Below are 21,355 nucleotides of genomic sequence, written 5' to 3' on the forward strand. Positions count from 1 at the left end.
ATTCGAAGGACCGCGCTAGCGCAAAGTGTGAAGCGGTTTTCCGGAGAGATCATGCTCAAACAATGAGGGCGGTTCGAACGAACCGTGGGCGTTGCGAGTTGATGCGGACAGAGACTTCTGTCCCGAACTGTTTCGAAGGAGTGAGCCGATGTCGACCCATATTTCAGTCCCGCCGCACGCGTTGCTCGAGCGCATTCTCACGCTGGAGATCGTGCGCGTGACGGAGCGGGCGGCGGTGTCGGCCGCGCGGCTGCGCGGCCACGGGCAGGAGAAGGCGGCCGACCAGGCCGCCGTCGACGCGATGCGGCGCGAGCTCAACAAGCTGCCGATCGAGGGCACCATCGTGATCGGCGAGGGCGAGCGCGACGAGGCGCCGATGCTCTTCATCGGCGAGCAGGTCGGCATCAAGGCCGGTCCCCAGGTCGATATCGCCGTCGACCCGCTCGAAGGCACCACGCTGTGCGCCAAGAACATGCCGGGCGCGATCGCGACCATGGCAATGGCCGATGGCGGCACGCTGCTGCACGCGCCCGACGTTTACATGCAGAAGCTCGCGATTGGTCCGGGCTACGACAAGGGCGTTGTCGATCTCGATGCCACGCCGGCCGACAACGTCCGCCGCCTCGCCAAGGCCAAGGGTGTCAACCCGGAGGCGATCACGGTTCTCGTGCTCGACCGTCCGCGCCATGCCGACATCATCGCGAGCGTGCGCTCGACGGGCGCAGCGGTGCGCCTCATCACCGACGGCGATGTCGCCGGCGTCATCCACTGCGCCGACCCCGACAACACCGGCGTCGACATGTATCTGGGCACCGGCGGCGCGCCGGAGGGTGTGCTCGCGGCCGTGGCGCTGCGCTGCATCGGCGGCCAGATGCAGTGCCGCCTGATCCTCGATTCCGACGAGAAGCGCGAGCGTGCCGCCAAGATGGGCGTCAACGATCCCAAGCTGATCTACGGCATCGAGGACTTGGCCAAGGGCGACTGCCTGTTCGCCGCCACCGGCGTCACTACGGGCTCGCTGCTCTCGGGCGTCAAATTCCGCAAGGACGGCGTGATCGAGACCGAGACGGTGGTGATGCGCTCGGTGACAGGCACCGTGCGCTACATCAAGGCCGAGCACCGGGAGCTGGCGAAGTTTCACCTGGATTAATCCTCTGACGTCATTCCGGGGCGCGCGCAGCGCGAACCCGGAATCCAGGGGATGTGGCGCGAGTTTCCGGGGTCGCGACTTCGTCGCGCCCCGGAATGACAACAAATAACAGGGGAAGCGCACATGTCCGATCTGTCCACCGTCAAAGCCCTCGTGTTCGACGTGTTCGGCACGGTCGTCGACTGGCGCACCAGCCTGATCACCGACTTCATGTGGTGGGGGAAGCAACGCGGCATCGCCGCCGACTGGACCGCGCTGGTCGACGGTTGGCGCGGCGTGTACGTCGCCTCCATGGACGATGTGCGCAAGCATCCTGAGCGCGGCTATGTCATGCTCGATGACCTGCACCGCCGCTCGCTGGAAAAGCTGGTCGAGAAGTTCGCGATCAAGGGGCTGACCGATGCCGATCTCGATTACCTCACCAAGGGCTGGCATCGCCTGCATCCGTGGCCGGACAGCGTCGCGGGCCTGACGCGGCTGAAATCAAAATTCGTGATCTCGCCGCTGTCGAACGGCAACGTCGCGCTGCTGACCAACATGGCGAAGTTCGCAGGTCTTCCGTGGGACCTCGTGATGTCGGCGGAGCTGTTTGAGCACTACAAGCCCGATCCCGAGACCTATCTCGGCGCCGCGCGCCTGCTCGGCCTCAAGCCCGGCGAGGTGATGATGGTCGCCGCCCACAACGGCGACCTCCTGGCCGCGCAAAAGAACGGCCTCAAGACCGCCTTCGTCGCACGACCGACCGAATACGGTCCGCTGCAAAAGGTGGATTTTGATGCCACCGGCAAGTGGGACATTGTCGCGAAAGATTTTGGCGGCATCGCCGACAAGTTGGGGTGCTGAGGCGCGTACTCATAGGATCACGGCAATCGCGGCGTTGTGTTTGCGAACGCGGATCTCTTGGAGAGTTCTGACCACCAGTGATCAAGCCTAGGGTGCTTCTGGAGAAGCGCACGCCCTTCGTCGGCCAGCACAAAGTAGCCGATCATCGGCGCCAAATGGATGTCAGCCAATGACAGTTGATTGCCGCAGAGGTACTGCCCCTCGCTAGCGGCTCTCTCAAGAGCTGCCAATATCCTCGGCGCCGCTTCGATGCCTTTTTGAAACTCGCTCTCATCCGCCGGTCGTCTCATGAGCGGCCTGAGAACCCTGTGAGAGAAGACTTGCCTCACCAGAGGCCAGTAGGCGTAGCTGTCCACGATCGACATGATCTGATTGCAACGTGCCCGCTCTCTCGGCTCCGCTGGCTGGAGCATGGGACCTTCAAAGGCCTCATCGACATAGCGCGTGATCGCGCCCGTCTCGTAGACGACGAACCCGGCATGAACCAGCGCGGGCACGCGCCTGAAGGGATGCATTGCAAGGTAGCTGGCAGGGACATCCTCAGCGAAGGGATTTATCTCCACCCAATTGTACGTCACGCCTTTTTCATGGAGAGCCAACCGGGCGATCCAGGAATAGACGCTGTATTGGTAGCCATGCAGCTCAATCGCCATGCACCGCGGTCCTGTCCTGCCACAATCAGAATCGCGCGATCCTTGCGAGTTTACAAGCCGGTCGTGAGGTCTGGTGACGGCGTGGAGCGAAGTGGCGCGAAGCGCCAGCAGCTGGCCGAGCCTGTGCTGGTCTGCATGATCAGCGTGCCGTTGGTAAACCCGAAGTTACCGTTCACAACGGTAGCGTTCAGATTGAGGGTGCCGATCGTGAACGGGCGCCAACAAGATCGACGAAGAAGGTCGCGTATGCGGTTCCGTCATTGAACGTCGCAACAGCGTCGACTGCATTTGGAACACTAGCTGGTGTCCAGTTCGAGCCTGTGCCCCACGGGCCGGGTCCCCCGTACCAGGTCTGCGCGGCCGCCTGTCCGGAGATCGCCATCGCGGTCAGGACCACGACTGCGGCAGGTAGGGCCCTCGTCAATGCCGTACTCGCTAACAGCGCCTTGATGGAGAACGCCCACCGCGTGGGACGCGAGCCGCCAACCCTAACTGCAAATTCCACAGGTGCCCCAATGCAATGCATTGCATTGCCAAATATTTCAAACGGGAAATACGTAGCTGCTTCGCCAGTGGTCTGCCATTGGTGGCGCTTCTCGTCACAGGTCTAACTGCCGATTCCACGGTGGTGTGATTGTAGGGCAACAGAGAATTGCATGTTCCCCGGACAGCTCGGCCGGCCAAGGATCCTGCCGGCGCGTCGCCCCTCACGCGATCCGCAGCGTGAGCTCACTTCCTTCCGTTTCGGCAAAACCCGCCTGCAAGACCTCTTCGCGCTTGTGGCGAAGGTGCGCACGCAGGATGTGGGCTAGGCCAACGCCATCGCGGCGCTGGAGAGCGTTCAGGATCGCTTCGTGCTCCTTCACGGCGAGCGCCCAGCGCTGCGGCGTCATCGGCGTGACATAGCGCGCGCGGCGAATGCGCGCGGTCACGGAGGCATAGAGCCCTACGAGCACGGGATTTCCGGCCGCGGTGACGATGGCTTCGTGAATGGCGCGGTTGCCGCGGTAGTACTGGATCAGGTCGCCCTCGCGATAATGCTTCACCATGTCCGAATGCGCGGCGGCGATCTCGTCGATCTCGGCGTCGGTGATTCGCTCGCAGGCGAGCTCGCCGGCGAGAGCCTCGAGGCCCTGGCAGACCTCGAACAGGTCGCGCATGTCCTTGTCGGTCAGCTTCGCCGCGCGCGAGCCGCGATGGGGCAGCAACTGCACGAGGCCCTCGGCGGCGAGCACCTTGAGCGCCTCGCGCAGCGGCGTGCGCGAGATCTGCAGCCGGTCGCACAGCTCGCGCTCGGGAATCCGCGCGCCCGGCGGGATTTCGCCGTCGAGCAGGATGGCGCGGATGCGGCCGACGACCTCCTCATGAAGCATGGGATCGGGCTCCATTTTGCATGCAAAAATGAACTTATAAGCTGATGAATAGAAGTTTCAGCTTGAAAATATCAGATTTTGCATTCAAAAATGTAAAAAAACAAAGGACAGAGGAAATGGACCTATCGGTCGCGGCGGCGGCAGACCTCGTTTTTGAGTGCCAGGACGGCATCGGGCGGATCATCTTCAACCGCCCGCAGGCGCGCAATGCCTTCACCTTCGCCATGTACGAGCGGCTCGCCGCGATTTGCGAAGAGGCCAACAGCGATCAGTCGATCAAGGTGCTGGTGCTGCGCGGTGCAGGCGACAAGGCCTTCGCCTCGGGCACCGACATCAATCAGTTCCGCGAATTCAAGACACCGCAGGACGCGATCGACTACGAGAACCGGATTGATCGCGTCCTCACCACTCTCGAGCAGTGCCGCGTGCCGACGATCGCGGCGATCAACGGATTCTGCACCGGTGGAGGGGCGGGCATTGCCGCGGCCTGTGACCTGCGCATTGGCACCAAGACCACCAGAATCGGCTTTCCCATCGCCCGGACGCTCGGCAATTGCCTGTCGATGTCCAATGTCAGCCGTCGCACCGCGCTCATTGGTGCCGCGCGCGTCAAGGATCTGATCTTCACTGCGCGTCTCGTCGATGCCGCGGAGGCCGCAAACGTCGGGCTGCTCGGCGAGGTCGTCGAGGACATTGCGGCGCTCGACAGGCGCGCCGACGAGGTCGCCCGGCTGCTCGCCAGCCACGCGCCGTTGACGCTGACTGCGACCAAGCAGGCGGTGGCCCGCCTGCAAAAGCGGCTGACGCGGGATGAGGGCGGAGACCTCATCCTGATGTGCTACACGAGCCAGGATTTTCGCGAAGGGCTCGATGCTTTCCTCAACAAGCGCGCGCCGCAGTGGCGCGGTCAATAGGGCAGGCCGATGCAAAGCGATCGATCGAAATCCACCTCTCGCCGTTCGGGCCCGCTTACCGGCCTCAAGGTCATCGATCTCACCCATGTCATGGCGGGGCCGACCTGCACCCTGATGCTCGCCGACATGGGCGCCGACGTCATCAAGATCGAGAAGTGGCCGAACGGCGATGACACCCGTCATTCGGTGCCGCCGAAGATCGGTGAGGAGGCGGCGTCCTTCCTGATGATGAACCGCAACAAGCGCGGCATCGTGCTGGATTTGAAGACCGAAGGCGGCAAACAGGTGCTGCGCCGTCTGATCGCGAGCGCCGACGTGCTGGTCGAGAATTTTGCGCCGGGCGCCATGGAGCGCCTGGGCTTCGGCTACGAGGCGCTGCACCAGGAATTCCCGGCGCTGATCTACTGCTCGCTGTCGGGCTTTGGCCGCACCGGGCCCTACAAGCGCCGCCGGGGATTCGATCTGGTCGCGCAGGCCATGAGCGGCATCATGAGCTTCACGGGTGAACGTCCTGACGGTCCGCCCGTGAAGTGCGGCCCGCCGCTGTCCGACATCACCGCCGGCCTGCTCGCGAGCATGGGCATCCTCGCTGCCTATGCGCACCGTCTCAAGACCGGTGAAGGGCAGTGGGTCGAGACCTCGCTCTATGAAGCGGCCCTGGTACAGACCTATTGGCAATCGACGATCGCGCTGGCCGTGGGCACCGCGCCGCGCGCGATGGGCTCGGCCCATCCACTCAACGCGCCGTACCAGGCCTTTGAAGCCTCCGACGGCTGGCTCGTGGTCGGTGGCGCCAACAAGAAGCACTGGCTGTTGATGCTGGAGGCGCTTGGCGCAACCGAGCTCGCCGCCGATCCGCGCTTCGTTACCGGTGCCGACCGCATGGCGAATCTGAAGGAGCTCGAAGCGGTCCTGAGTGAGCGCTTCCGCACCAAGTCACGATCGCATTGGCTTGCGGCGCTCGACGAGAAGGGTGTGCCGTGCGGACCCGTGCACGACATGCTGGAAGCCCTCAGCGATCCGCAGACACTGGCGCGCGAGATGGTCGTCGAGGTCGAGCATTCCACCCTCGGCCCGGTGAAGACGATCGGGCTTCCGGTCAAGTTTTCGGAGACGCCAGGCAAAGTGCGTTCCGGTGCGCCCGTCTATGGTGAGCATACCCGGGAGGTGCTGGCCGAGCACGGGTTCGACCAAAAGCAAATCGAAGCGCTCGAACAAGAAGGCGCGATCGTTTCGGCGTCTAGGGGGCAGGAGGAACGCGTCGCCTGACCTAACGTCAATACGACAGACGAGAACAACAGAAAAAACAAGAAATCAGCTGGAGGAAATCATGGGTCGGACGTCAACATTTCTGCTTTCCGCAGCCGCGGCCTTGCTCGCCGGCACGATGCCGGCGCTTGCGGCCTGGCAGCCGCAAAAGCCGATCGAGTTCGTGGCCACGGCCGGGCCGGGCGGCGGGACCGACAATCTCGCCCGTGCGGTGCAGAACATCATCACCAAGTACAAGCTGACGGATCAGCCGATCGTTGTCGTCAACAAGGGCGGCGGCAGCGGCGCCGAAGGCTATGTCTACGGCAAGGCGTCCGCGGGCGATCCCTACAAGGTGATCTTCGGCACGTCGAACGCCTGGCAGCAGCCGCTCGTATCCAAGGTCGCCTTCAACTACACCGACCTCACCCCGATCGCGGCGATGGCGCAGGACGAGTTTTTGCTCTGGGTCAAGCAGGACGCGCCCTACAAGACGGCGGGGGACTACCTGAAGGCCGCCGCGTCGAGTGAATTCAAGATGGGCGGCGCGCAGTCGAAGGACACCGACGAGGTCTTGACCCGCATGATCGAGAAGATCGGTCACGTCAAGCTGACCTACATCCCCTTCAAGAGCGGCGCCGAAGCCGCCGTGCAGCTCGCTGGCGGGCACATCGATTCCCACGTCAACAATCCCAGCGAGAGCCTCGGGCAATGGCGCGGCGGCACGCAGCGCCCGCTGTGCGCCTTCAGCCCGAAGCGGCTGCCGCAGGGCGCCAAGATCACGGCGACCGAAGGCTGGAGCGACGTTCCGACCTGTGTCGAGCAGGGCCTCGACATCAAGCAATATGAGCAGCCCCGCACGGTGTGGCTGCCCGGCAAGGTCACGCCGGACCAGGCTGCGTTCTATGTCGACCTCATGAAGAAGGTGCAGGCGACGCCGGAATGGAAGGACTACATCGAGAAGACCTCCCAGGTCGACACGTTCCTGACCGGCGCCGACTTCGACAAATTCATCAAGGAGGACCTCGAGCACCTCAGGCAGGTTGCGAGCGAGCAGGGCTGGCTCGTGAAGTGACACGGCGAACGCCTGCGCCATGATGTCCTGTCGTCTCACGTCCGGCTGGAGCCCTCGATGATATCGCGCCGCGCCCTCGAACTTGCGACCGCCATCCTCACCGGCAGCTTTGGTGTCGCGGTGGTCGTCTCCAGCCTCGATAACGGCATCGGCTGGTCGAGCGCGGGCGTGGACGCCGGCACGTTCCCGTTCCTGACCGGCCTCGTAATCGTGGTGGGCAGCCTCTACAATCTGGTGCGGGGAGTCCTGCCGGCCGCGACGCTCGCAAGCGTTCCCATCGCCATCACGCCGACCGAGCTGCGCCGGCTTGCCGGCCTGTTCGTGCCGGCCGCAATCTTCGTTGCTGCGATCCCGTTGCTCGGGATGTATCTCGCCTCGGCCTTGTATGTCTTCGCGGTGCTCGCGATCCCCAGACATCAATCCGTGCCGCGCGCGCTCGCCATGGCGGCGGCGACGGCACTGGCGCTCTACGTCGTGTTTGAGCGCATGTTCCAGGTGACGCTGCCGCACGGCGCGCTCGCCGCCGCGCTCGGGTTCTGACGGAGAGGCCGATGGACAATCTCCAGGAGCTCCTGCACGGCTTCACCATCGCGGTCACCGTGCCGCATCTGGTCCTGATGGCAATCGGCGTGCTGCTCGGCATTCTCGTCGGCGTACTGCCTGGCCTCGGCGCGCCGAACGGCGTGTCGCTGCTGCTGCCGCTGACCTTCGGCATGCAGCCGGTTTCGGCGATCATCCTGCTCTCCAGCATGTATTGGGGCGCGCTGTTCGGCGGCTCTGTGACCTCGATCCTGTTCAACATCCCGGGAGAGCCATCATCGGTCGCGACCACCTTTGACGGCTACCCGATGGCGCGCGACGGCCGGCCGACGACGGCGCTCGCCACCGCGTTCGGCTCGGCCGCGTTCGGCGCGCTGGTCGGCGTGATCCTGATCACCTTCCTCGCCTCATGGGTGGCGCAGGTCGCGCTCGCCTTCGGGCCGCCGGAATATTTTGCGGTCTATTTCCTCGCCTTCGCCAGCTTCGTCGGCATGGGCGGCGCGGCGCCGATCAAGACCGTCGTGGCGCTCGCGATCGGCTTTGCGATCGCCGCGATCGGCATCGACACCGTGTCCGGCAGCGTGCGCCTCACCATGGGAATCGACGAGCTGGTCAAGGGCGTGAACTTCGTCGTCGCGGTGATGGGCCTGTTCGGCATCGGCGAGCTCCTGGTCGCAGTCGAAGAGGAGTTCCATGCCCGGGCCGTCTCATCGAAGATCGATTGGGGCGAGGTGTTTCGCGCCGTCGCCCGCCTGCCGCGGCATGGCGTAGCGCTGCTGCGGAGCGCCGCGATCGGGTGCTGGATGGGGATCACGCCGGGCGGCCCGACCGCGGCGTCCTTCATGAGCTACGGCATCGCCCGCCGCTTCTCGCGCCGCGGCCGATATTTCGGCACCGGCGAGGTCGAGGGCATCATCTCGCCGGAGACGGCCGATCATGCCGCCGGCACCAGCGCGCTGCTCCCGATGCTCTCGCTCGGCATTCCCGGCTCGGCCACCGCGGCGGTCATGATGGGCGGGCTCATGATCTGGGGTCTCAATCCCGGGCCGATGCTGTTCGTCGACCAGAAGGACTTCGTCTGGGGTCTGATCGCCTCGATGTATGTCGGCAACATCGTCGCCGTCGCGCTGGTGCTGCTCACCGTCCCGGTCTTTGCCGCCCTGATGCGGATTCCCTTTGTCGTGATCGCGCCGCTGATCGTGATCATCTGCGTGGTCGGCGCCTATTCGGTCTCGAATTCCTATCTCGACGTGGTCATGATGCTCGGCTTCGGGATCGTCGGCTATCTCTTCAAGAAGCTGTTCTATCCGCTGGCGCCGCTGGTGCTCGCGATCGTGATCGGCGACAAAGCCGAGGACGCGTTCCGACAATCGATGCTGATGTCCAAGGGATCGCTCGGGATCTTCTTTGCCAACGGGCTGGTGACGAGCCTCGTGATCGCCGGCATCGCGCTGTTGCTGCTTCCGCTTGCGTTGCAGCTGACGCGTCCCTGGCGCAAGCCCGCGCCCCCCACCGCCGAGACGACAAGCCAGGAGAAGGTGATCATATGACTGCAAAGCCGCTCATTGCGCTCGCGATGGGAGACCCCGCCGGCATCAGCCCGGAGCTGACGGCGAAGCTCGTGACGCTGGACTACATCCGCGCCCGTGCCCGGCTGGTCGTGATCGGCGACCGGCGCATCTTCGACGAAGGCGCGCGCGTTGCGGGCGTCAGGCCGGAACTCAGGACGGTGGAGCAGGGCACTGACTTTCGCGAGGCGGAGGGCGAGGCGCTGTTCGTCGATCTCGGCCATCTCGATCCCGCAGAGGTCGAGCCAAAAACCGCGAGCCTTGCCGGCGGAAGGTTCGCGCTGGCGAATTACCGGCACGCGCTCGAGCTCGGCTGCGACGGCCGCGTCGATGCCGTCTGCTTCACGCCGTTCAACAAGCAGGCGATGCGCCTTGCCCGCGCCGACTACGACGACGAGATCGCGTTTTCCGCGGAGGTGGCCGGGCTCAAGACCGCTGCAAGCGAATTCAACGTGCTGGGTCAGCTGTGGAATGCGCGCGTCACCTCGCACATCCCGCTCAAGGACGTCGCTGCGCGGCTGTCCAGTGAACGCATCCATCGTGCGCTCAAGCTGACCGACTTCTGCATGCGCGACGCCGGCTTCGCGCGTCCGCGCATCGCGGTCGCCGGGCTCAATCCGCACGCGGGCGACGGCGGCAATTTCGGCCGCGAGGAGATCGACGTCATTGAGCCTGCGGTCGCGGCCGGCCAGCGCGAGGGCATCGCCGTCGAGGGGCCGTTCCCGGCCGACACGGTATTCCTGCGCGCCAAGGGCGGCGCCTTCGATGCGGTGCTGACGATGTATCACGACCAGGGCCAGATCGCGATGAAGCTGATGGGCTTCGATCGCGGCGTGACCCTGCTCGGCGGCTTTCCGTTTCCGATCTGCACGCCGGCGCACGGCACCGCCTACGACATCGCGGGCCAGGGCATCGCATCGACTGGCGCGAGCCGCGCCGCGCTGCTGCTCGCCGCGCAGATGGCCGCTCGTCGCGTCGCCTGATTTTCACTCAGGGAGCGTTCGTCCGGTGACCCGGACGATCGCGCTCTCACCAATCAACGCCAACCGCGAGCCGCCGATACGATCATACTCGGCAAGAAAGTGATCATTCGGCAAATGGCCGTCCCATTGCGCGAATATTCCCTTCAAGCCGTTGAGAAAGAACATCTCGTGCGCGTTGGTGCTTGGCTACGACAGGACCGCGCGACTCCGGTTCGAAGTGCTGGAGGTGCGACAAGTGGCGTTCCACCAAAGGGGGAAGGCTGGTTCCATCACACGTAACCTTGGCAGGCTCATCGCAATCCTTCTGTGAGGAACGTTGCGGCGTCAGGCGGGTTCGCTCCCGCTGGAAGACGACGCATCGCAACCCGATCCGCGGAGGAACTGCCATGACCAGCGATGCAAGCCGCGATTGCTCGCAATTGAGTCCGCTCTCCCGTGCGCCAGGGACTGGACCTACGCTCGATGTGCTCGGCGTGACGCACAGCTACAAGGCGATGGCGAGCGATACCGGTCAGCAATTCTCGATATGGGAATCGATCGTGCCGCCGGGCCGCGGCGCGCCGCCGCACACGCATACCCGCGAGGACGAAGCATTCTACGTGCTGAGCGGCGAGGTGCTTGTTGACGTCGAAGGCATGAGCGATCCGTTGCGCCTCGGCCCCGGCGCATTTCTCTTTGCCCCGCGCCACCGCCGCCATGGCTATCGCAATGTGGGCACTGATACCGCGCGCCTCCTGGTGTTCGCGATGCCCGGCGACGGCCTCGATCGCATGTTCGCCGCCTTCGACGAGCTGGGAAAACAGAGCGGACAGATGCCGGCTGTCGAGACCATTGCGACAATCGCCCGGCAATACGGTGTCGTGATCCATTCGTCGTCCGGTTGAACGGACGGGAGGCCAAGGATTCCCGGGAAAAACTGGAAACTTCCGTCGTCGAGCCGAGTTGCCATCCCGATGAACATCTCCACCTCGGAGCTGGAACATGGTCGACGACGGCCAGCGACGAACGGCGGCGAATGCCGCCGGGTCCGTCTGCCGCGCTCGGCAGATCTGCATCTTTCTGGTCTTCGCCCTGACGGCCGTGCCTGCATTCGCCGCCGAGATGGACGCGGCAGCCATCGGATCCTCCCAGCCATCGAAGAAGACGCTCTCGAACGAGAAGCCGACCCCGGCGGGGGTGCGGCTGCAGGTCCTCCTGGACAGGGCGCACTTCTCGCCCGGCGAGATCGACGGCAAGTTCGGAGAGAACGCGAAGAAGGCGCTGCGGGCCTATGCTGAGGCACAGCAGTTGCCGAGCTCGGACGCCTTGACGGAGGACGTCTGGAAGGCGCTGCAGGCCGACGACCGGCCGCCGACGGCGACCTACACCATCACCGAGCGGGACGTGGCGGGCCCGTTCCTGCGCAAGCTGCCGTCGAGGATGGAGGAGATGAAGAATATCCCGAAGCTCAGCTTCACCAGTCCGCGCGAAGGATTGGCCGAGAAATTTCACATGAGCGAGCAGCTATTGGCGGCGCTCAACCCCGGACGCCACTTCGATCGCGTCGGCGACAGCATCGTCGTGGTGAACACCGGTAGTGGTGAGGGCGGTGCGCCTGTCAAGGCTGACAGGGTCGAGATCGACAAGAGCCGGCAGACGGTGAAGCTGTTCGACAAGTCGAACTCGCTGGTCGGATTCTATCCGGCGACCGTTGGCAGCGAAGAAAAACCGTCACCCTCGGGCACGCTGAAGGTCACGGAGATCAGCCGCAATCCGACCTACCGCTACAATCCCGATTATCACTTCAAGGGTGTCCATTCGCGCAAGCCCTTCACCATCAAGCCCGGTCCGAACAATCCGGTCGGCACGGTCTGGATCAACCTGTCGGCCGAAGGCTACGGCATCCACGGTACGCCTTCGCCGGGGAAGATCTCCAAGGCGGAATCCCACGGCTGCGTGCGCCTCACCAATTGGGACGCCGAACGCGTCGCAGGCAGCGTCTCGAAAGGGACGCCGGTCGCGTTCGTGGAGGGCCGCGGATGATGCGAGCGTCTCGATGCAGCAACGCCGCCCGTTGATTTTGCAGTTACTTCACGAGAGGCGTCGTCAGCTCCTTGTCGCCTGTATCCACCACGAAGACGGCCAGCAACTTCGCAGGCTCGGTATCGCTGGCGTTGGCGCTGATGGCATGGCGATCGCCGGGCCTTTCGAAAAAGTTCTCTCCCTTGTGAAAGACCTTGGCGGGCTGGTCATCGACCTGACTGCGGATCGCTCCTTCCAGGACGGTGGCATAGATGAATGCCGAAGGTGCATGAACGTGGGCTGGTGAGAAACCTCCGGGACCGTACTCGACCAGCACGCCCTTCATGCTCTTGCCCGGGATGTTGGGCAGTACTTGGTCAAATACCACGGTCACTTTGGCAGGCGGCGCCGCCGGCTGTGTCTCGGCTGCCTGTGCAGTCAGGAAAGAAGCGGCATAAACCGCCGTCGCGATCAGCAATCCGCGCATGGGAGCCTCTTCACTGCCGTGGTTGCGGTGAATCTGGGATCGCGGATTCTCAGACCCGCGCGAGCCATGTTGCGAGCGGCGTTTTCCCGAGCCGCGCCTCGCCGAGCGGGATCAGCGACGTGTCGTCAATGGGCGCACCGTAGTACTGCGCGCTGGGCTCTCCCACCACCGTACGGCGGTCGCCCGACGCTTTCAGGCGGCGCGCAACGAACTCATTGAAGGGGGCCTTCTCGGGTCCCGCGATCTCGATCGTGCCGTTCAGCGGCCGTCCCGTTGCGACCTCGACGAGGCTATCAACCACGTCGTCGGCCGCGATCGGCTGAAACAGCGCCGATGGCACGACGACATTGCCCCCAACCGCACCTGTTTCGGCAATAGCGCCGAGGAATTCAAAGAACTGGGTGGCGCGGACGATCGAGTAGGGGACCGAAGATGCCTTGACGATGGTCTCCTGGGCCAGCTTTGCACGGAAATAGGCGATGTCGGGCGACCGATCGGTCCCCACGATCGACAGCGCCACGTGATGCCCAACGCCCGCTGCGGCCTCAGTCGCGACGAGATTTTGGCTCGAACGTTCGAAGAATTCGAGCACGGCGGCAGGTTCCCAGGACGGCGCGTTGGCCACGTCGACGACGACATCCGCGCCAGCCATCACGTCAGCGAGGCCTTCCCCGGTCACGGCGTTCACGCCGGATTTTGGCGAGGCTGCTACGGCCTCGTGGCCCCGTTGCTTGAGCTTTGCCACGAGGTTGGATCCGATCAACCCGGACCCGCCGATCACGACAATCTTCATGGCATGTCTCCTTGGCATTTTGCGAACGTGAGATGATCAAAGCCAATTCGTACTCACGCTCAGGTCAATGAACCTGACACGAAATTCACTTTACCCGAGCAATGAGACAAGCTCTTGCCTGAAACGGGCCTGATTGGCCGAAAAATGCTCCGGAAGGTCGAGGACGGGTTGGGTGGATGTCGCTGCTACCCTGGCGATTGGTCCCGGATTTCCAGTGGTCGCTCGGCATTTGCGACGTTCAGCGCAGCCCTTCGATCATGGATGAGATTCTCAAGGCGATGGGCCGCCACGTTCAGGGTAGCCGCATCCAGGGCGTTTTCGTCCTCGTTGGCACCGGCGCGCTGCGCGCGCAGCACGTTGTCGATCTGATTTTCGATCTCAAGCAGTTCCGTTTCGTCATCCGCATGTCGTATCTGCCGCCCGAGCGCATAGAGTGCATCGAGCGCCGGCTCCCGCGGCTTGCGCTCGCCCGACCGGAGAAATTGCCAGAGCGCAGCCGCGATCGACGCCAGCGCGCCCAGGGCCATTGGCGCCAGGAAGATCGCGTTGCTCCATTTGTCGAGGAACGTTTGCTGGTTGCCGTTGTAGAACTCGGCGGCGCCGGCATGAACGGGAAGATAAGCGCCGGCGTCGGTATCGGGCGCCTTGAATTGCGCGAGAATCGGCCATTCGGGCAAAATGTCCCTGCGGGCAGCCGTGATCGCCTGCGTGAAGCCGGCGATCATGTCGTTGTCGAGGCTCTTCTTGCCGACCAAATAGAACGACACGCGCAAGGTCGTCACGTCATCTTCGGGGACGGGCGGAGATCCGCGCAACGTCCCCTTGGGGATGTCGAAGCTCTCGTAGGCGCGCTCTTTCTCCGCAATCGCTCCCGCATTCTCGATCGGGATCAGAACCGGCGCGGTTTTGGCATTCTGCGGGAACAGCCCTCGGACCAGTGACAGATATTTGTCACTTAGTGGAATGACGAAGAGGACTGCGCGCACCTCCTTGGTCTCGAGCGCGCGACGGACGTCGTCCGGCGCAAGGTTCTTGAACACGACGTTGGCGCGGCCAAGGTCATATGCCTTGGTGAGGACGCCGACGATCTTCTGATTGGTGTCGCCGGCAACAACGCCCACGGTCGTGCGCTTCAGGCCCGCGATATCCGTGATGGCCGACCCAGGGGGCGCGACCAGCAGCGCCACGGCTTCGGCCAGCACGACAATCGCTTGCGCCTGCGACAGGTCGCCGACATCGCCGCGAACGACGGCGAGGTCAGTCTTGCCGGACGAGAACGCGGCGGCGGATTCGATCGGACCACTGGTCTCGACCACCTTGAGCCGCACCGGCGCGTTGTTCACGGCAAGTCTGCTCGCAAGCGCCGACACGATCTTCGGCGCGTCGCCATCCAGCGATCCGACCGCAATCGACAGCGTCACCGGCCGGACGTACCAGCGATACGCAAAAAGGCCCGCGCCGGTGGCGAGCACCACCAGCGCCACGACCATGACGATGCGGAGCCAGGTCGGCAGCCTGGCGGCATCGATGCCAAGTCGCGACAGATCGTCCATGGCGCCGCTCGTCCCGAAAGGTCCGCCGTTCTGGCCAGCATTGTTTCCGCGATGGCGGCCCGTGTTGATTTGCATCAAGACGAGTGGCGATTTGAAAGAAAAGAGGTGGCTTCAGGAGCTGCCTCGTCGCGTGTGTGCGGTGCGCCATGCAAGCGAATGTCGCCATATGGCAACATCATCGTCGAGAATTTTGACGGCGTAGTTTCGGCGGAATTGGAGATGAGGCGCGATATGCCCCTGTCGCCTTTCGCATGTAGGCGTGCGGGCTGGCTCCCATCTCCGTCCGGAACGCGAAGACGAAAGCCGATGCGGATCCGTACCCCAGTTGCATCGCCGTCTCTGTCACGGCTGTGCCGCTGCTCAAAAGCTCAATCGCGCGCAGCAGTCGAAGCTTCCGCCGCCATGATCGCAGGCTTAAACCCATCTCCGCTTCGAACTGGCGCGTGAGCGTGCGCGAGGACATGCCTAGCGCTTTGGCCCACTCGCTTGAACTGCGCGCGTCGGCAGGGTCGATGTACAGTGCTTCGCAAAGCCGAAGCAGGCGTCCGCCGCGCGGCCAAGGCAGTCCCGTCGTCAGTGATTGAGCCCTGCGGAGCTGATCGAGGATGAGGGTCGCGACCCGCTCCGGGTAGCCATCGCTGTCCTGGCTGCGTTCGATCGCTGCAGCTTCCACGATCAACTCCTTGAGCAGAGGAGAGACCGCCAGGACCGTAGGGGCGGATGGGAGATTCCGTCCCGCATCGACGGCAATCCAAAGGCTGCGAAACTCGGCCCCTAGCAGCGAGCCCACCCGGTGGGAAACACCGCTCGGCAGCCAGACCGCCTGGTCGGGCGAGATGACGAACGAGCGGCTTTCCGCTGTCACCATCAGCGCTCCATCGATGGCGTAGGCCACCTGGTGCCAATCATGCGCGTGCTCCGGGAATTCGTGCCGGGGTGGGATCGATTGGACGCGCATGGTGATGGGGCGGGGCGGCAAGACGCCCGGTGGGGCCGAAATGGATGCCCAGGTCATGTCGTCTCCGATTGGCGGATATTCTATATAAGTTGGCAAAACGTCGAAAGACAGCCTGATTTTGCCCTGTTAGCGGTGGACCTCCGACGCTGGCGCGGTGCGCGCTCCCGTCGCCAATCGAGTTCTGAATGTCCCAACTCGTTATTCAGGGAGCGGCGGACGCGCCGCCGGCGCTCCGGTTCGAGCGCAGCAACGTCGTGCGGCTCGCGATCGCGCAGGCCTTGGCCGGCGCGAATTCGACCGTCATTTATGCCACCGGCGCCGTGATCGGCGACATGCTGGCACCGAGCAAAGCGCTGGCGACGCTTCCGATCTCGATCTTCGTCGTCGGAATGGCTGCCTGCACATTGCCTGCGGGGGCAGTCGCGCAGCGTTACGGCCGGCGTGCGACGTTCATGATCGGGACGGGCTGCGGCGTCCTCGCCGGCCTCATCGGGTCCTTGGCGGTGCTGCAGGCTTCGTTCTGGTTGTTCTGTGCCGCGGCGTTTCTCGGCGGCACCTATGCCGCGGTGGTGCTGTCGTTTCGGTTCGCGGCCGCCGATTGCGCCGCACCGGAGCGGCGACCGCGCGCGCTGTCGGCGGTGATGGCGGGCGGGGTTTTCGCCGGCGTGATCGGGCCGCAGCTCGTCACGTACACGATGGATCTTTGGCAACCCTATCTGTTCGCAGCCACGTATCTGGCACAGGCCGCAATCGCCGCGCTTTCGTTTCTCGTTCTCGCCGGCATCCGGCTGCCGATGCCGACCGACACCGAGGCGGATCGAGGTCGTCCTCTCTCCGTCATCGTGCGCCAGCCGCGCTTCATCGGCGCTGTCGTCTGCGGCGTCGTGTCCTATCTGCTGATGAACTTCCTCATGACGGCGGCGCCGCTCGCGATGAAGTTCTGCAATCTTTCGCAGCAATCCGCCAATCTCGGTCTACAATGGCATGTGATCGCCATGTACGGGCCGAGCTTCTGGACGGGCAGGTTGATCACCCGGTTCGGCGCATCGAGGGTGGTGGCCACGGGCCTGCTGTTCACGGCTGCCTCTTCGGTGGTGGGTCTGCTCGGCATTGAAGTCGCGCACTTCTGGACGACGCTGATCCTGCTGGGCGTCGGCTGGAATTTCGGCTTCGTCGGAGCGTCCGCGATGGTGCTCGAGTGTCACCGACCGGAGGAGAAGGCGCGCGTCCAGTCGCTGAACGACTTCATCGTGTTCGGCACCATGACGGTCGGCTCGTTCCTGTCCGGAGGACTGCTCTCCGCCTATGGCTGGGACGCGGTCCTGTGGCTTTCATTTCTGCCTCTCGTTTTCGCCGTCGCCGCGTTGGTGGTGGCGTCTTCGCGACGGCGCCGCAGTGAAGTAGCGACCTGATGTGGGGGACAACGAAGATGAGGTCCGACCAGGCCAGGTTCAGAATGGTGTTGACCATGATGGAGGAACGCAATGCGCATCAATGATGATCTGACGGTTCCGGTGATCGTTCACACCGCACAGCTCCCATGGAAGCCAAGTCCGGCCCCCGGCGTCGAGCGGCGCATGCTATTGCGCATCGGCGAGGAGGTGGCGCGCGCCACGTCGATCGTGCGCTATGCACCGCAGAGCGTATTCCCCCGCCATACCCACGGTGGCGGTGAGGAGATCGTCGTCCTCGACGGCGTCTTCCAGGACGAGCATGGCGACTACCCGGCGGGCAGCTACTTCCGCAACCCTCCGGGCACTTCGCACGTTCCCGCATCGAAGGACGGCTGCACGATCTTCGTCCGTCTCTGGCAATTCCGGGACGGCGATCGCGACCAGATCGTGCGACAGCCGGCGGAAGGTCGTCCCCTGGAGCCGAGATCGGGCGTGGCGAGCGCAACCGAATTGTTCGACGACGGATTCGAAAATGTGCGCATCGAGAGCTGGATGCCCGGCAAGACCGTGATGATCGAGAACCGACGCGGGCTCGAAGCACTCGTTCTCGCGGGGAGCTTGTCGATCGGCGATCAGATGCTGACATCGCAAGGCTGGATCCGCTTGCCGCCTGGCGAAGCGCTGCGTGCCGTGTCAGGTCCTGAAGGCGCGAAAGTTTGGGTGAAGGACGCGCCGCTGATGCATCCGGACGTCTGCCGAATGCCGTGACGGGTTCTTGCGCGCAATCACGAATTTCGACAACGTCCCTTTGCAGCTAAGCGATGCGACCATTGCGTAGCTGCGAGGTGACGTGAAGGCTTGGAAGATCATGAACGAGCGGGTCCCTGAACGGTATCGACACCTTCGAACGTTTGCCTTCGGCGACAGTCCCGCGCTTGCAGATGAACTCCTTGAACTTGTCGTCAAGGGCATCAAGGTCGCGACTTGCAGCACAGAGGACGAGCCGAACACCTCTACGCCCGGTGAGCGCTGGGTCGTGCTCGATGGACGTGGAGAACCGCGCTGTGTCATCGAAACCACCGAGGTAACATATCGGCGCTTCAATGAAGTTGAGGCCGACTTTGCGTTTGATGAGGGCGAAGGCGATCGGAGCCTCGCCTATTGGCGTAACGCTCATCGGGCCTATTTCGGCCGGCTCGGACGATTCAGCGACGACATGATGCTGATGTGCGAGCGCTTTCGCCTGGTCGAGGTCTTCGGTGATCTGCCGCAGAGCTGAGTTTGCGTGCTCGGCGAGCTCTTTAAGCCGGCGCGCCACAGCCCGCCTTTGAGCCCGATGGAGCAGATCGGCGCGCCGAACGAAGCGGCGAGATCGGTGCCGCCACGATGCGCACGCGAAACGGCCGATTGTCGTATGCGATTTCACGCTCGCCGCATGTTCGGAATTGACGACGAACTGCGACGTTCTCTGAGGCAGCGAAGGGCAAGCAATAAGGATGGACGACGACTATCGTGATCTCGTGGCTGTGAGCCTTGCGCTGCAGTGCGCCGACATGATGTTGGTCGCGGGCCAACTGTACATCGAGCACAGCTCCACGCACCCACCGAGCAACGAACTTGAATTGCCGGGCCGGCCAGCTGCATCGCCGCCGCTGATATCACGCGCGCCGTCTCTCGATCAGAAGACGACCGAACCCCGCGACGCCAGTCAGAAGCAGCCCAGTCAACCCCGGTCCAGAGCAAGTCGCGATCTCATGGTCAAATCGCGCGCAGGGTTTCCCTCGGCATCTCGCGGATCAGCGCGTCGATATCGCTCTGCTCCAGCGTCTCCTTCTCCAGGAGTTTCTTGGCCGCACGGTCCAGGGTCGGCCGGCGCGCGGTCAAAATGGTTTGGGCGCGCTGGAAGACGCGATCGACAATGTCCTTGAGCTCGTGATCGATGCTGGCCGCTGTCTCTTCCGCATAGTCGCGCTCGTGAGCCGGGTAGGGCCGGTCGGCACTGGCAAGGAAATTGCCGGGATCGCGCTCGTAGGCGATGCCGCCGAGCTTCTCGGACATCCCGTAGCGTGTGACCATGCTGCGGGCGATATCGGTGACGCGGCGCAGATCGTCGGCCGCGCCGGTGGAGAGATGGCCGAAGACGATCTGCTCGGCGGCGCGGCCGCCGAGCAGCACGGCCATCTTGTTCTCGAGCTCCTCCTTGGTCATGAGGAAGCGGTCTTCGATCGGACGCTGAATGGTGTAGCCCAGCGCGCCGACACCGCGCGGGATGATCGAGACTTTGTGCACGGGATCGACGCCCGGCAACGACAGCGCGACCAGCGCGTGGCCCATCTCATGATGGGCGACGATCTCGCGCTCCCTGGGATTGAGCAGGCGATTGCGCTTCTCAAGTCCCGCGACCATGCGCTCGACCGCGTTGTTGAAGTCGATCATGCCGACTGCCGCCGCCCCGCGCCGCGTCGCGAGCAGCGCCGCCTCATTGACCAGATTGGCGAGGTCGGCGCCGGTGAACCCCGGCGTCAGGGCCGCCACGGCCTCCACATCGACCTCGGGCGTCACTCGCACCTTTGCCATGTGCACCTTCAGGATGTCGACGCGTCCCTTCTTGTCGGGACGATCGACCAGCACTTGGCGATCGAAGCGGCCGGCGCGGAGCAGGGCGGGGTCGAGGATTTCGGGCCGGTTGGTCGCGGCCAGGATGACGAGGCCCGACCGCGAGTCGAAACCGTCGAGCTCGACCAACAGCTGGTTCAGCGTCTGCTCCTTCTCGTCGTGACCACCGGCAAACGGCCCGATGCCGCGGGCGCGGCCCAGCGCATCGAGCTCGTCGATGAAGATGATCGCAGGCGCCTTTTCATGCGCTTGCTGGAACAGGTCGCGCACGCGTGCCGCACCTACCCCAACGAACATTTCGACGAACTCGGAGCCCGAGATCGAGAAGAACGGCACTTTCGCTTCACCCGCAACCGCCTTCGCGAGCAGGGTCTTGCCTGTGCCCGGCGGCCCGACCAGCAGCACACCCTTGGGCATGCGTCCGCCGAGCCGGCCATAGTCGGTGGGATTTTTCAGGAAATCGACGACCTCGCGCAGCTCATCTTTCGCTTCATCGACGCCGGCAACGTCGGCAAAAGTGACGCCGGTGTTGGATTCGACGTAGATCTTGGCCTTGCTCTTGCCGATCTGCATCAACCCGCCGCCGAGTCCTCCGCCTTCAGCAACGCGGCGGCCGATATACCACCACACCCCGAAGAACAGCAGCACCGGCATGGCCCAGGAGAGCAGATCGCGGAACAGGGGGCTCTCGATCTGGCCGGTGAAGCGGACGTTGTGTTTCTGGAGCTCCTGGGCGATGTCCTGATCGACACGTGTTGTCACGAATTGCTTCTGACCGCCCGGCAGCGGCTCCTTCAGCGTGCCCTGCAACGTGCGATCCGAGACGCCGACGCTTTCGACCTTATCCTGGCTCAAAAGCTGCTGGTACTCGCTGTAGGGGATTACGGCGATCCGGTTCGCTGTCGCAATGACGTATTGGATGAACAGGACCGCAGCAATTGTGGCGATGGCATACAGGATGTTGAAGCGGGTCTTCTTGGTCATGCGAGAGCTCGAGATGACGCTGAAACGGACGGCCCGAGGCTTGGCGCCAAGGCCCGGCGCCAAGGCTTGGCGCCGGCATGGGCCGGACTGCAGGAAGAAAACCAGAACGCGCGGGCTTGGTTTCAAGGGACTGGCCCGAGAGCGGCCTTTTGTCCGCCGCGGCTTCCACAGGATGCGAGCCAGGTTGTGCGACCCGAGAGCGACCGCGAGTTCTGCGATCCC

At 63.9% G+C, this 21,355-nt stretch carries 21 protein-coding genes; 13 read left to right on the forward strand and 8 right to left on the reverse strand.

Features of this window, described 5'->3' with window-relative positions; translation table 11 throughout:
* The first annotated feature begins 148 nt into the window (after positions 1 to 148).
* Together glpX and AYJ54_RS27515 are read left to right on the forward strand one after the other, a co-directional pair.
* Complete coding sequence (gene glpX / locus AYJ54_RS27510; RefSeq protein ID WP_063703854.1) at positions 149 to 1,150, forward strand: class II fructose-bisphosphatase; 1,002 nt, start codon at positions 149 to 151, stop codon at positions 1,148 to 1,150.
* 123 nt (positions 1,151 to 1,273) lie between these two features.
* Positions 1,274 to 1,993 carry a haloacid dehalogenase type II gene (locus AYJ54_RS27515; RefSeq protein ID WP_063703855.1) on the forward strand — a complete coding sequence of 240 codons (720 nt, stop codon included), beginning with the start codon at positions 1,274 to 1,276 and terminating at the stop codon, positions 1,991 to 1,993.
* Positions 1,994 to 2,010: 17 nt separating this feature from the next.
* Here AYJ54_RS27515 and AYJ54_RS27520 read toward each other — a convergent pair whose 3' ends face one another.
* Both AYJ54_RS27520 and AYJ54_RS27525 read right to left on the reverse strand, forming a co-directional pair.
* On the reverse strand, positions 2,011 to 2,646 hold the full coding sequence (locus AYJ54_RS27520; protein WP_063703857.1) for a glutathione S-transferase family protein: 636 nt from the start codon (positions 2,644 to 2,646) through the stop codon (positions 2,011 to 2,013).
* A gap of 707 nt (positions 2,647 to 3,353) precedes the next feature.
* Positions 3,354 to 4,019, reverse strand: coding sequence for a GntR family transcriptional regulator (locus AYJ54_RS27525; protein ID WP_245329147.1), 666 nt, complete (start codon positions 4,017 to 4,019; stop codon positions 3,354 to 3,356).
* 116 nt (positions 4,020 to 4,135) lie between these two features.
* Here AYJ54_RS27525 and AYJ54_RS27530 point away from each other — a divergent pair, with 116 nt between their 5' ends.
* The 6 genes from AYJ54_RS27530 (at position 4,136) to AYJ54_RS27555 (ending at position 10,347) form a co-directional block, all read left to right on the forward strand.
* Positions 4,136 to 4,933 carry an enoyl-CoA hydratase/isomerase family protein gene (locus AYJ54_RS27530; protein WP_063703860.1) on the forward strand — a complete coding sequence of 266 codons (798 nt, stop codon included), beginning with the start codon at positions 4,136 to 4,138 and terminating at the stop codon, positions 4,931 to 4,933.
* A 9-nt stretch (positions 4,934 to 4,942) separates the two neighbouring features.
* Positions 4,943 to 6,202: a CaiB/BaiF CoA transferase family protein gene (locus AYJ54_RS27535; protein ID WP_063703862.1), complete on the forward strand. Its 1,260-nt coding sequence runs from the start codon at positions 4,943 to 4,945 to the stop codon at positions 6,200 to 6,202.
* A 61-nt stretch (positions 6,203 to 6,263) separates the two neighbouring features.
* Positions 6,264 to 7,256: a Bug family tripartite tricarboxylate transporter substrate binding protein gene (locus AYJ54_RS27540; RefSeq protein WP_063703864.1), complete on the forward strand. Its 993-nt coding sequence runs from the start codon at positions 6,264 to 6,266 to the stop codon at positions 7,254 to 7,256.
* 57 nt (positions 7,257 to 7,313) lie between these two features.
* Complete coding sequence (locus AYJ54_RS27545; RefSeq protein WP_063703865.1) at positions 7,314 to 7,796, forward strand: tripartite tricarboxylate transporter TctB family protein; 483 nt, start codon at positions 7,314 to 7,316, stop codon at positions 7,794 to 7,796.
* An 11-nt stretch (positions 7,797 to 7,807) separates the two neighbouring features.
* The gene (locus AYJ54_RS27550) at positions 7,808 to 9,346 is read left to right on the forward strand and encodes a tripartite tricarboxylate transporter permease (protein WP_063703867.1); all 1,539 of its coding nucleotides are present in this window, start codon (positions 7,808 to 7,810) and stop codon (positions 9,344 to 9,346) included.
* The gene (locus tag AYJ54_RS27555; protein WP_063703869.1) at positions 9,343 to 10,347 is read left to right on the forward strand and encodes a 4-hydroxythreonine-4-phosphate dehydrogenase PdxA; all 1,005 of its coding nucleotides are present in this window, start codon (positions 9,343 to 9,345) and stop codon (positions 10,345 to 10,347) included. The genes AYJ54_RS27550 and AYJ54_RS27555 overlap by 4 nt, the downstream gene beginning before the upstream one ends.
* 3 nt (positions 10,348 to 10,350) lie before the next feature.
* Here the strand turns inward: AYJ54_RS27555 and AYJ54_RS50855 are convergent, their stop codons facing one another.
* Positions 10,351 to 10,512 carry a hypothetical protein gene (locus tag AYJ54_RS50855; protein ID WP_161491912.1) on the reverse strand — a complete coding sequence of 54 codons (162 nt, stop codon included), beginning with the start codon at positions 10,510 to 10,512 and terminating at the stop codon, positions 10,351 to 10,353.
* 221 nt (positions 10,513 to 10,733) lie between these two features.
* Here AYJ54_RS50855 and AYJ54_RS27560 point away from each other — a divergent pair, with 221 nt between their 5' ends.
* Positions 10,734 to 11,231 (forward strand): cupin domain-containing protein, encoded by a 498-nt coding sequence (locus AYJ54_RS27560; protein ID WP_082905878.1) that lies wholly within the window; start codon positions 10,734 to 10,736, stop codon positions 11,229 to 11,231.
* A 97-nt stretch (positions 11,232 to 11,328) separates the two neighbouring features.
* Positions 11,329 to 12,369 carry a L,D-transpeptidase family protein gene (locus tag AYJ54_RS27565; RefSeq protein WP_063703872.1) on the forward strand — a complete coding sequence of 347 codons (1,041 nt, stop codon included), beginning with the start codon at positions 11,329 to 11,331 and terminating at the stop codon, positions 12,367 to 12,369.
* 43 nt (positions 12,370 to 12,412) lie between these two features.
* On the opposite strand, the gene AYJ54_RS27570 is transcribed toward AYJ54_RS27565, so the two are convergent.
* The 4 genes from AYJ54_RS27570 to AYJ54_RS27585 all read right to left on the reverse strand — a co-directional run bounded on the left by AYJ54_RS27570 (position 12,413) and on the right by AYJ54_RS27585 (position 16,196).
* Positions 12,413 to 12,835, reverse strand: coding sequence for a cupin domain-containing protein (locus tag AYJ54_RS27570; protein ID WP_063703874.1), 423 nt, complete (start codon positions 12,833 to 12,835; stop codon positions 12,413 to 12,415).
* Between the two features lie 49 nt (positions 12,836 to 12,884).
* Complete coding sequence (locus AYJ54_RS27575) at positions 12,885 to 13,628, reverse strand: SDR family oxidoreductase (RefSeq protein ID WP_063703876.1); 744 nt, start codon at positions 13,626 to 13,628, stop codon at positions 12,885 to 12,887.
* A gap of 185 nt (positions 13,629 to 13,813) precedes the next feature.
* Positions 13,814 to 15,181, reverse strand: coding sequence for a TAXI family TRAP transporter solute-binding subunit (locus AYJ54_RS27580; RefSeq protein ID WP_063704270.1), 1,368 nt, complete (start codon positions 15,179 to 15,181; stop codon positions 13,814 to 13,816).
* Between the two features lie 175 nt (positions 15,182 to 15,356).
* Entirely contained in the window at positions 15,357 to 16,196 is an 840-nt protein-coding gene (locus tag AYJ54_RS27585; protein ID WP_063703877.1) for an AraC family transcriptional regulator, read from the reverse strand.
* Between the two features lie 128 nt (positions 16,197 to 16,324).
* Here AYJ54_RS27585 and AYJ54_RS27590 point away from each other — a divergent pair, with 128 nt between their 5' ends.
* From AYJ54_RS27590 to AYJ54_RS27600, 3 genes are all read left to right on the forward strand, one after another.
* Entirely contained in the window at positions 16,325 to 17,551 is a 1,227-nt protein-coding gene (locus AYJ54_RS27590) for an MFS transporter (RefSeq protein WP_063703879.1), read from the forward strand.
* A 72-nt stretch (positions 17,552 to 17,623) separates the two neighbouring features.
* Entirely contained in the window at positions 17,624 to 18,301 is a 678-nt protein-coding gene (locus AYJ54_RS27595; RefSeq protein ID WP_063703881.1) for a cupin domain-containing protein, read from the forward strand.
* Positions 18,302 to 18,401: 100 nt separating this feature from the next.
* Complete coding sequence (locus AYJ54_RS27600) at positions 18,402 to 18,812, forward strand: ASCH domain-containing protein (protein ID WP_063704272.1); 411 nt, start codon at positions 18,402 to 18,404, stop codon at positions 18,810 to 18,812.
* Between the two features lie 479 nt (positions 18,813 to 19,291).
* On the opposite strand, the gene ftsH is transcribed toward AYJ54_RS27600, so the two are convergent.
* Complete coding sequence (ftsH, locus tag AYJ54_RS27605) at positions 19,292 to 21,133, reverse strand: ATP-dependent zinc metalloprotease FtsH (protein WP_063703882.1); 1,842 nt, start codon at positions 21,131 to 21,133, stop codon at positions 19,292 to 19,294.
* Positions 21,134 to 21,355: the final 222 nt, after the last annotated feature.

The sequence above is a fragment of the Bradyrhizobium centrolobii genome (genome assembly GCF_001641635.1).
Taxonomy (GTDB): domain Bacteria; phylum Pseudomonadota; class Alphaproteobacteria; order Rhizobiales; family Xanthobacteraceae; genus Bradyrhizobium; species Bradyrhizobium centrolobii.

What these genes read in the sequence shown, in the direction of transcription:
- AYJ54_RS50855 (WP_161491912.1), bottom strand. Translation starts at nt 10,512, where the DNA reads ATGTTCTTTCTCAACGGCTTGAAGGGAATATTCGCGCAATGGGACGGC.
- AYJ54_RS27550 (WP_063703867.1), top strand. Translation starts at nt 7,808, where the DNA reads ATGGACAATCTCCAGGAGCTCCTGCACGGCTTCACCATCGCGGTCACC.
- AYJ54_RS27520 (WP_063703857.1), bottom strand. Translation starts at nt 2,646, where the DNA reads ATGGCGATTGAGCTGCATGGCTACCAATACAGCGTCTATTCCTGGATC.
- AYJ54_RS27570 (WP_063703874.1), bottom strand. Translation starts at nt 12,835, where the DNA reads ATGCGCGGATTGCTGATCGCGACGGCGGTTTATGCCGCTTCTTTCCTG.
- AYJ54_RS27525 (WP_245329147.1), bottom strand. Translation starts at nt 4,019, where the DNA reads ATGCTTCATGAGGAGGTCGTCGGCCGCATCCGCGCCATCCTGCTCGAC.
- AYJ54_RS27595 (WP_063703881.1), top strand. Translation starts at nt 17,624, where the DNA reads ATGCGCATCAATGATGATCTGACGGTTCCGGTGATCGTTCACACCGCA.
- AYJ54_RS27585 (WP_063703877.1), bottom strand. Translation starts at nt 16,196, where the DNA reads ATGACCTGGGCATCCATTTCGGCCCCACCGGGCGTCTTGCCGCCCCGC.
- AYJ54_RS27540 (WP_063703864.1), top strand. Translation starts at nt 6,264, where the DNA reads ATGGGTCGGACGTCAACATTTCTGCTTTCCGCAGCCGCGGCCTTGCTC.
- AYJ54_RS27575 (WP_063703876.1), bottom strand. Translation starts at nt 13,628, where the DNA reads ATGAAGATTGTCGTGATCGGCGGGTCCGGGTTGATCGGATCCAACCTC.
- AYJ54_RS27565 (WP_063703872.1), top strand. Translation starts at nt 11,329, where the DNA reads ATGGTCGACGACGGCCAGCGACGAACGGCGGCGAATGCCGCCGGGTCC.
- AYJ54_RS27590 (WP_063703879.1), top strand. Translation starts at nt 16,325, where the DNA reads ATGTCCCAACTCGTTATTCAGGGAGCGGCGGACGCGCCGCCGGCGCTC.
- AYJ54_RS27535 (WP_063703862.1), top strand. Translation starts at nt 4,943, where the DNA reads ATGCAAAGCGATCGATCGAAATCCACCTCTCGCCGTTCGGGCCCGCTT.
- AYJ54_RS27515 (WP_063703855.1), top strand. Translation starts at nt 1,274, where the DNA reads ATGTCCGATCTGTCCACCGTCAAAGCCCTCGTGTTCGACGTGTTCGGC.
- AYJ54_RS27545 (WP_063703865.1), top strand. Translation starts at nt 7,314, where the DNA reads ATGATATCGCGCCGCGCCCTCGAACTTGCGACCGCCATCCTCACCGGC.
- ftsH (WP_063703882.1), bottom strand. Translation starts at nt 21,133, where the DNA reads ATGACCAAGAAGACCCGCTTCAACATCCTGTATGCCATCGCCACAATT.
- AYJ54_RS27560 (WP_082905878.1), top strand. Translation starts at nt 10,734, where the DNA reads ATGACCAGCGATGCAAGCCGCGATTGCTCGCAATTGAGTCCGCTCTCC.
- AYJ54_RS27580 (WP_063704270.1), bottom strand. Translation starts at nt 15,181, where the DNA reads ATGGACGATCTGTCGCGACTTGGCATCGATGCCGCCAGGCTGCCGACC.
- AYJ54_RS27600 (WP_063704272.1), top strand. Translation starts at nt 18,402, where the DNA reads ATGAACGAGCGGGTCCCTGAACGGTATCGACACCTTCGAACGTTTGCC.
- AYJ54_RS27530 (WP_063703860.1), top strand. Translation starts at nt 4,136, where the DNA reads ATGGACCTATCGGTCGCGGCGGCGGCAGACCTCGTTTTTGAGTGCCAG.
- glpX (WP_063703854.1), top strand. Translation starts at nt 149, where the DNA reads ATGTCGACCCATATTTCAGTCCCGCCGCACGCGTTGCTCGAGCGCATT.
- AYJ54_RS27555 (WP_063703869.1), top strand. Translation starts at nt 9,343, where the DNA reads ATGACTGCAAAGCCGCTCATTGCGCTCGCGATGGGAGACCCCGCCGGC.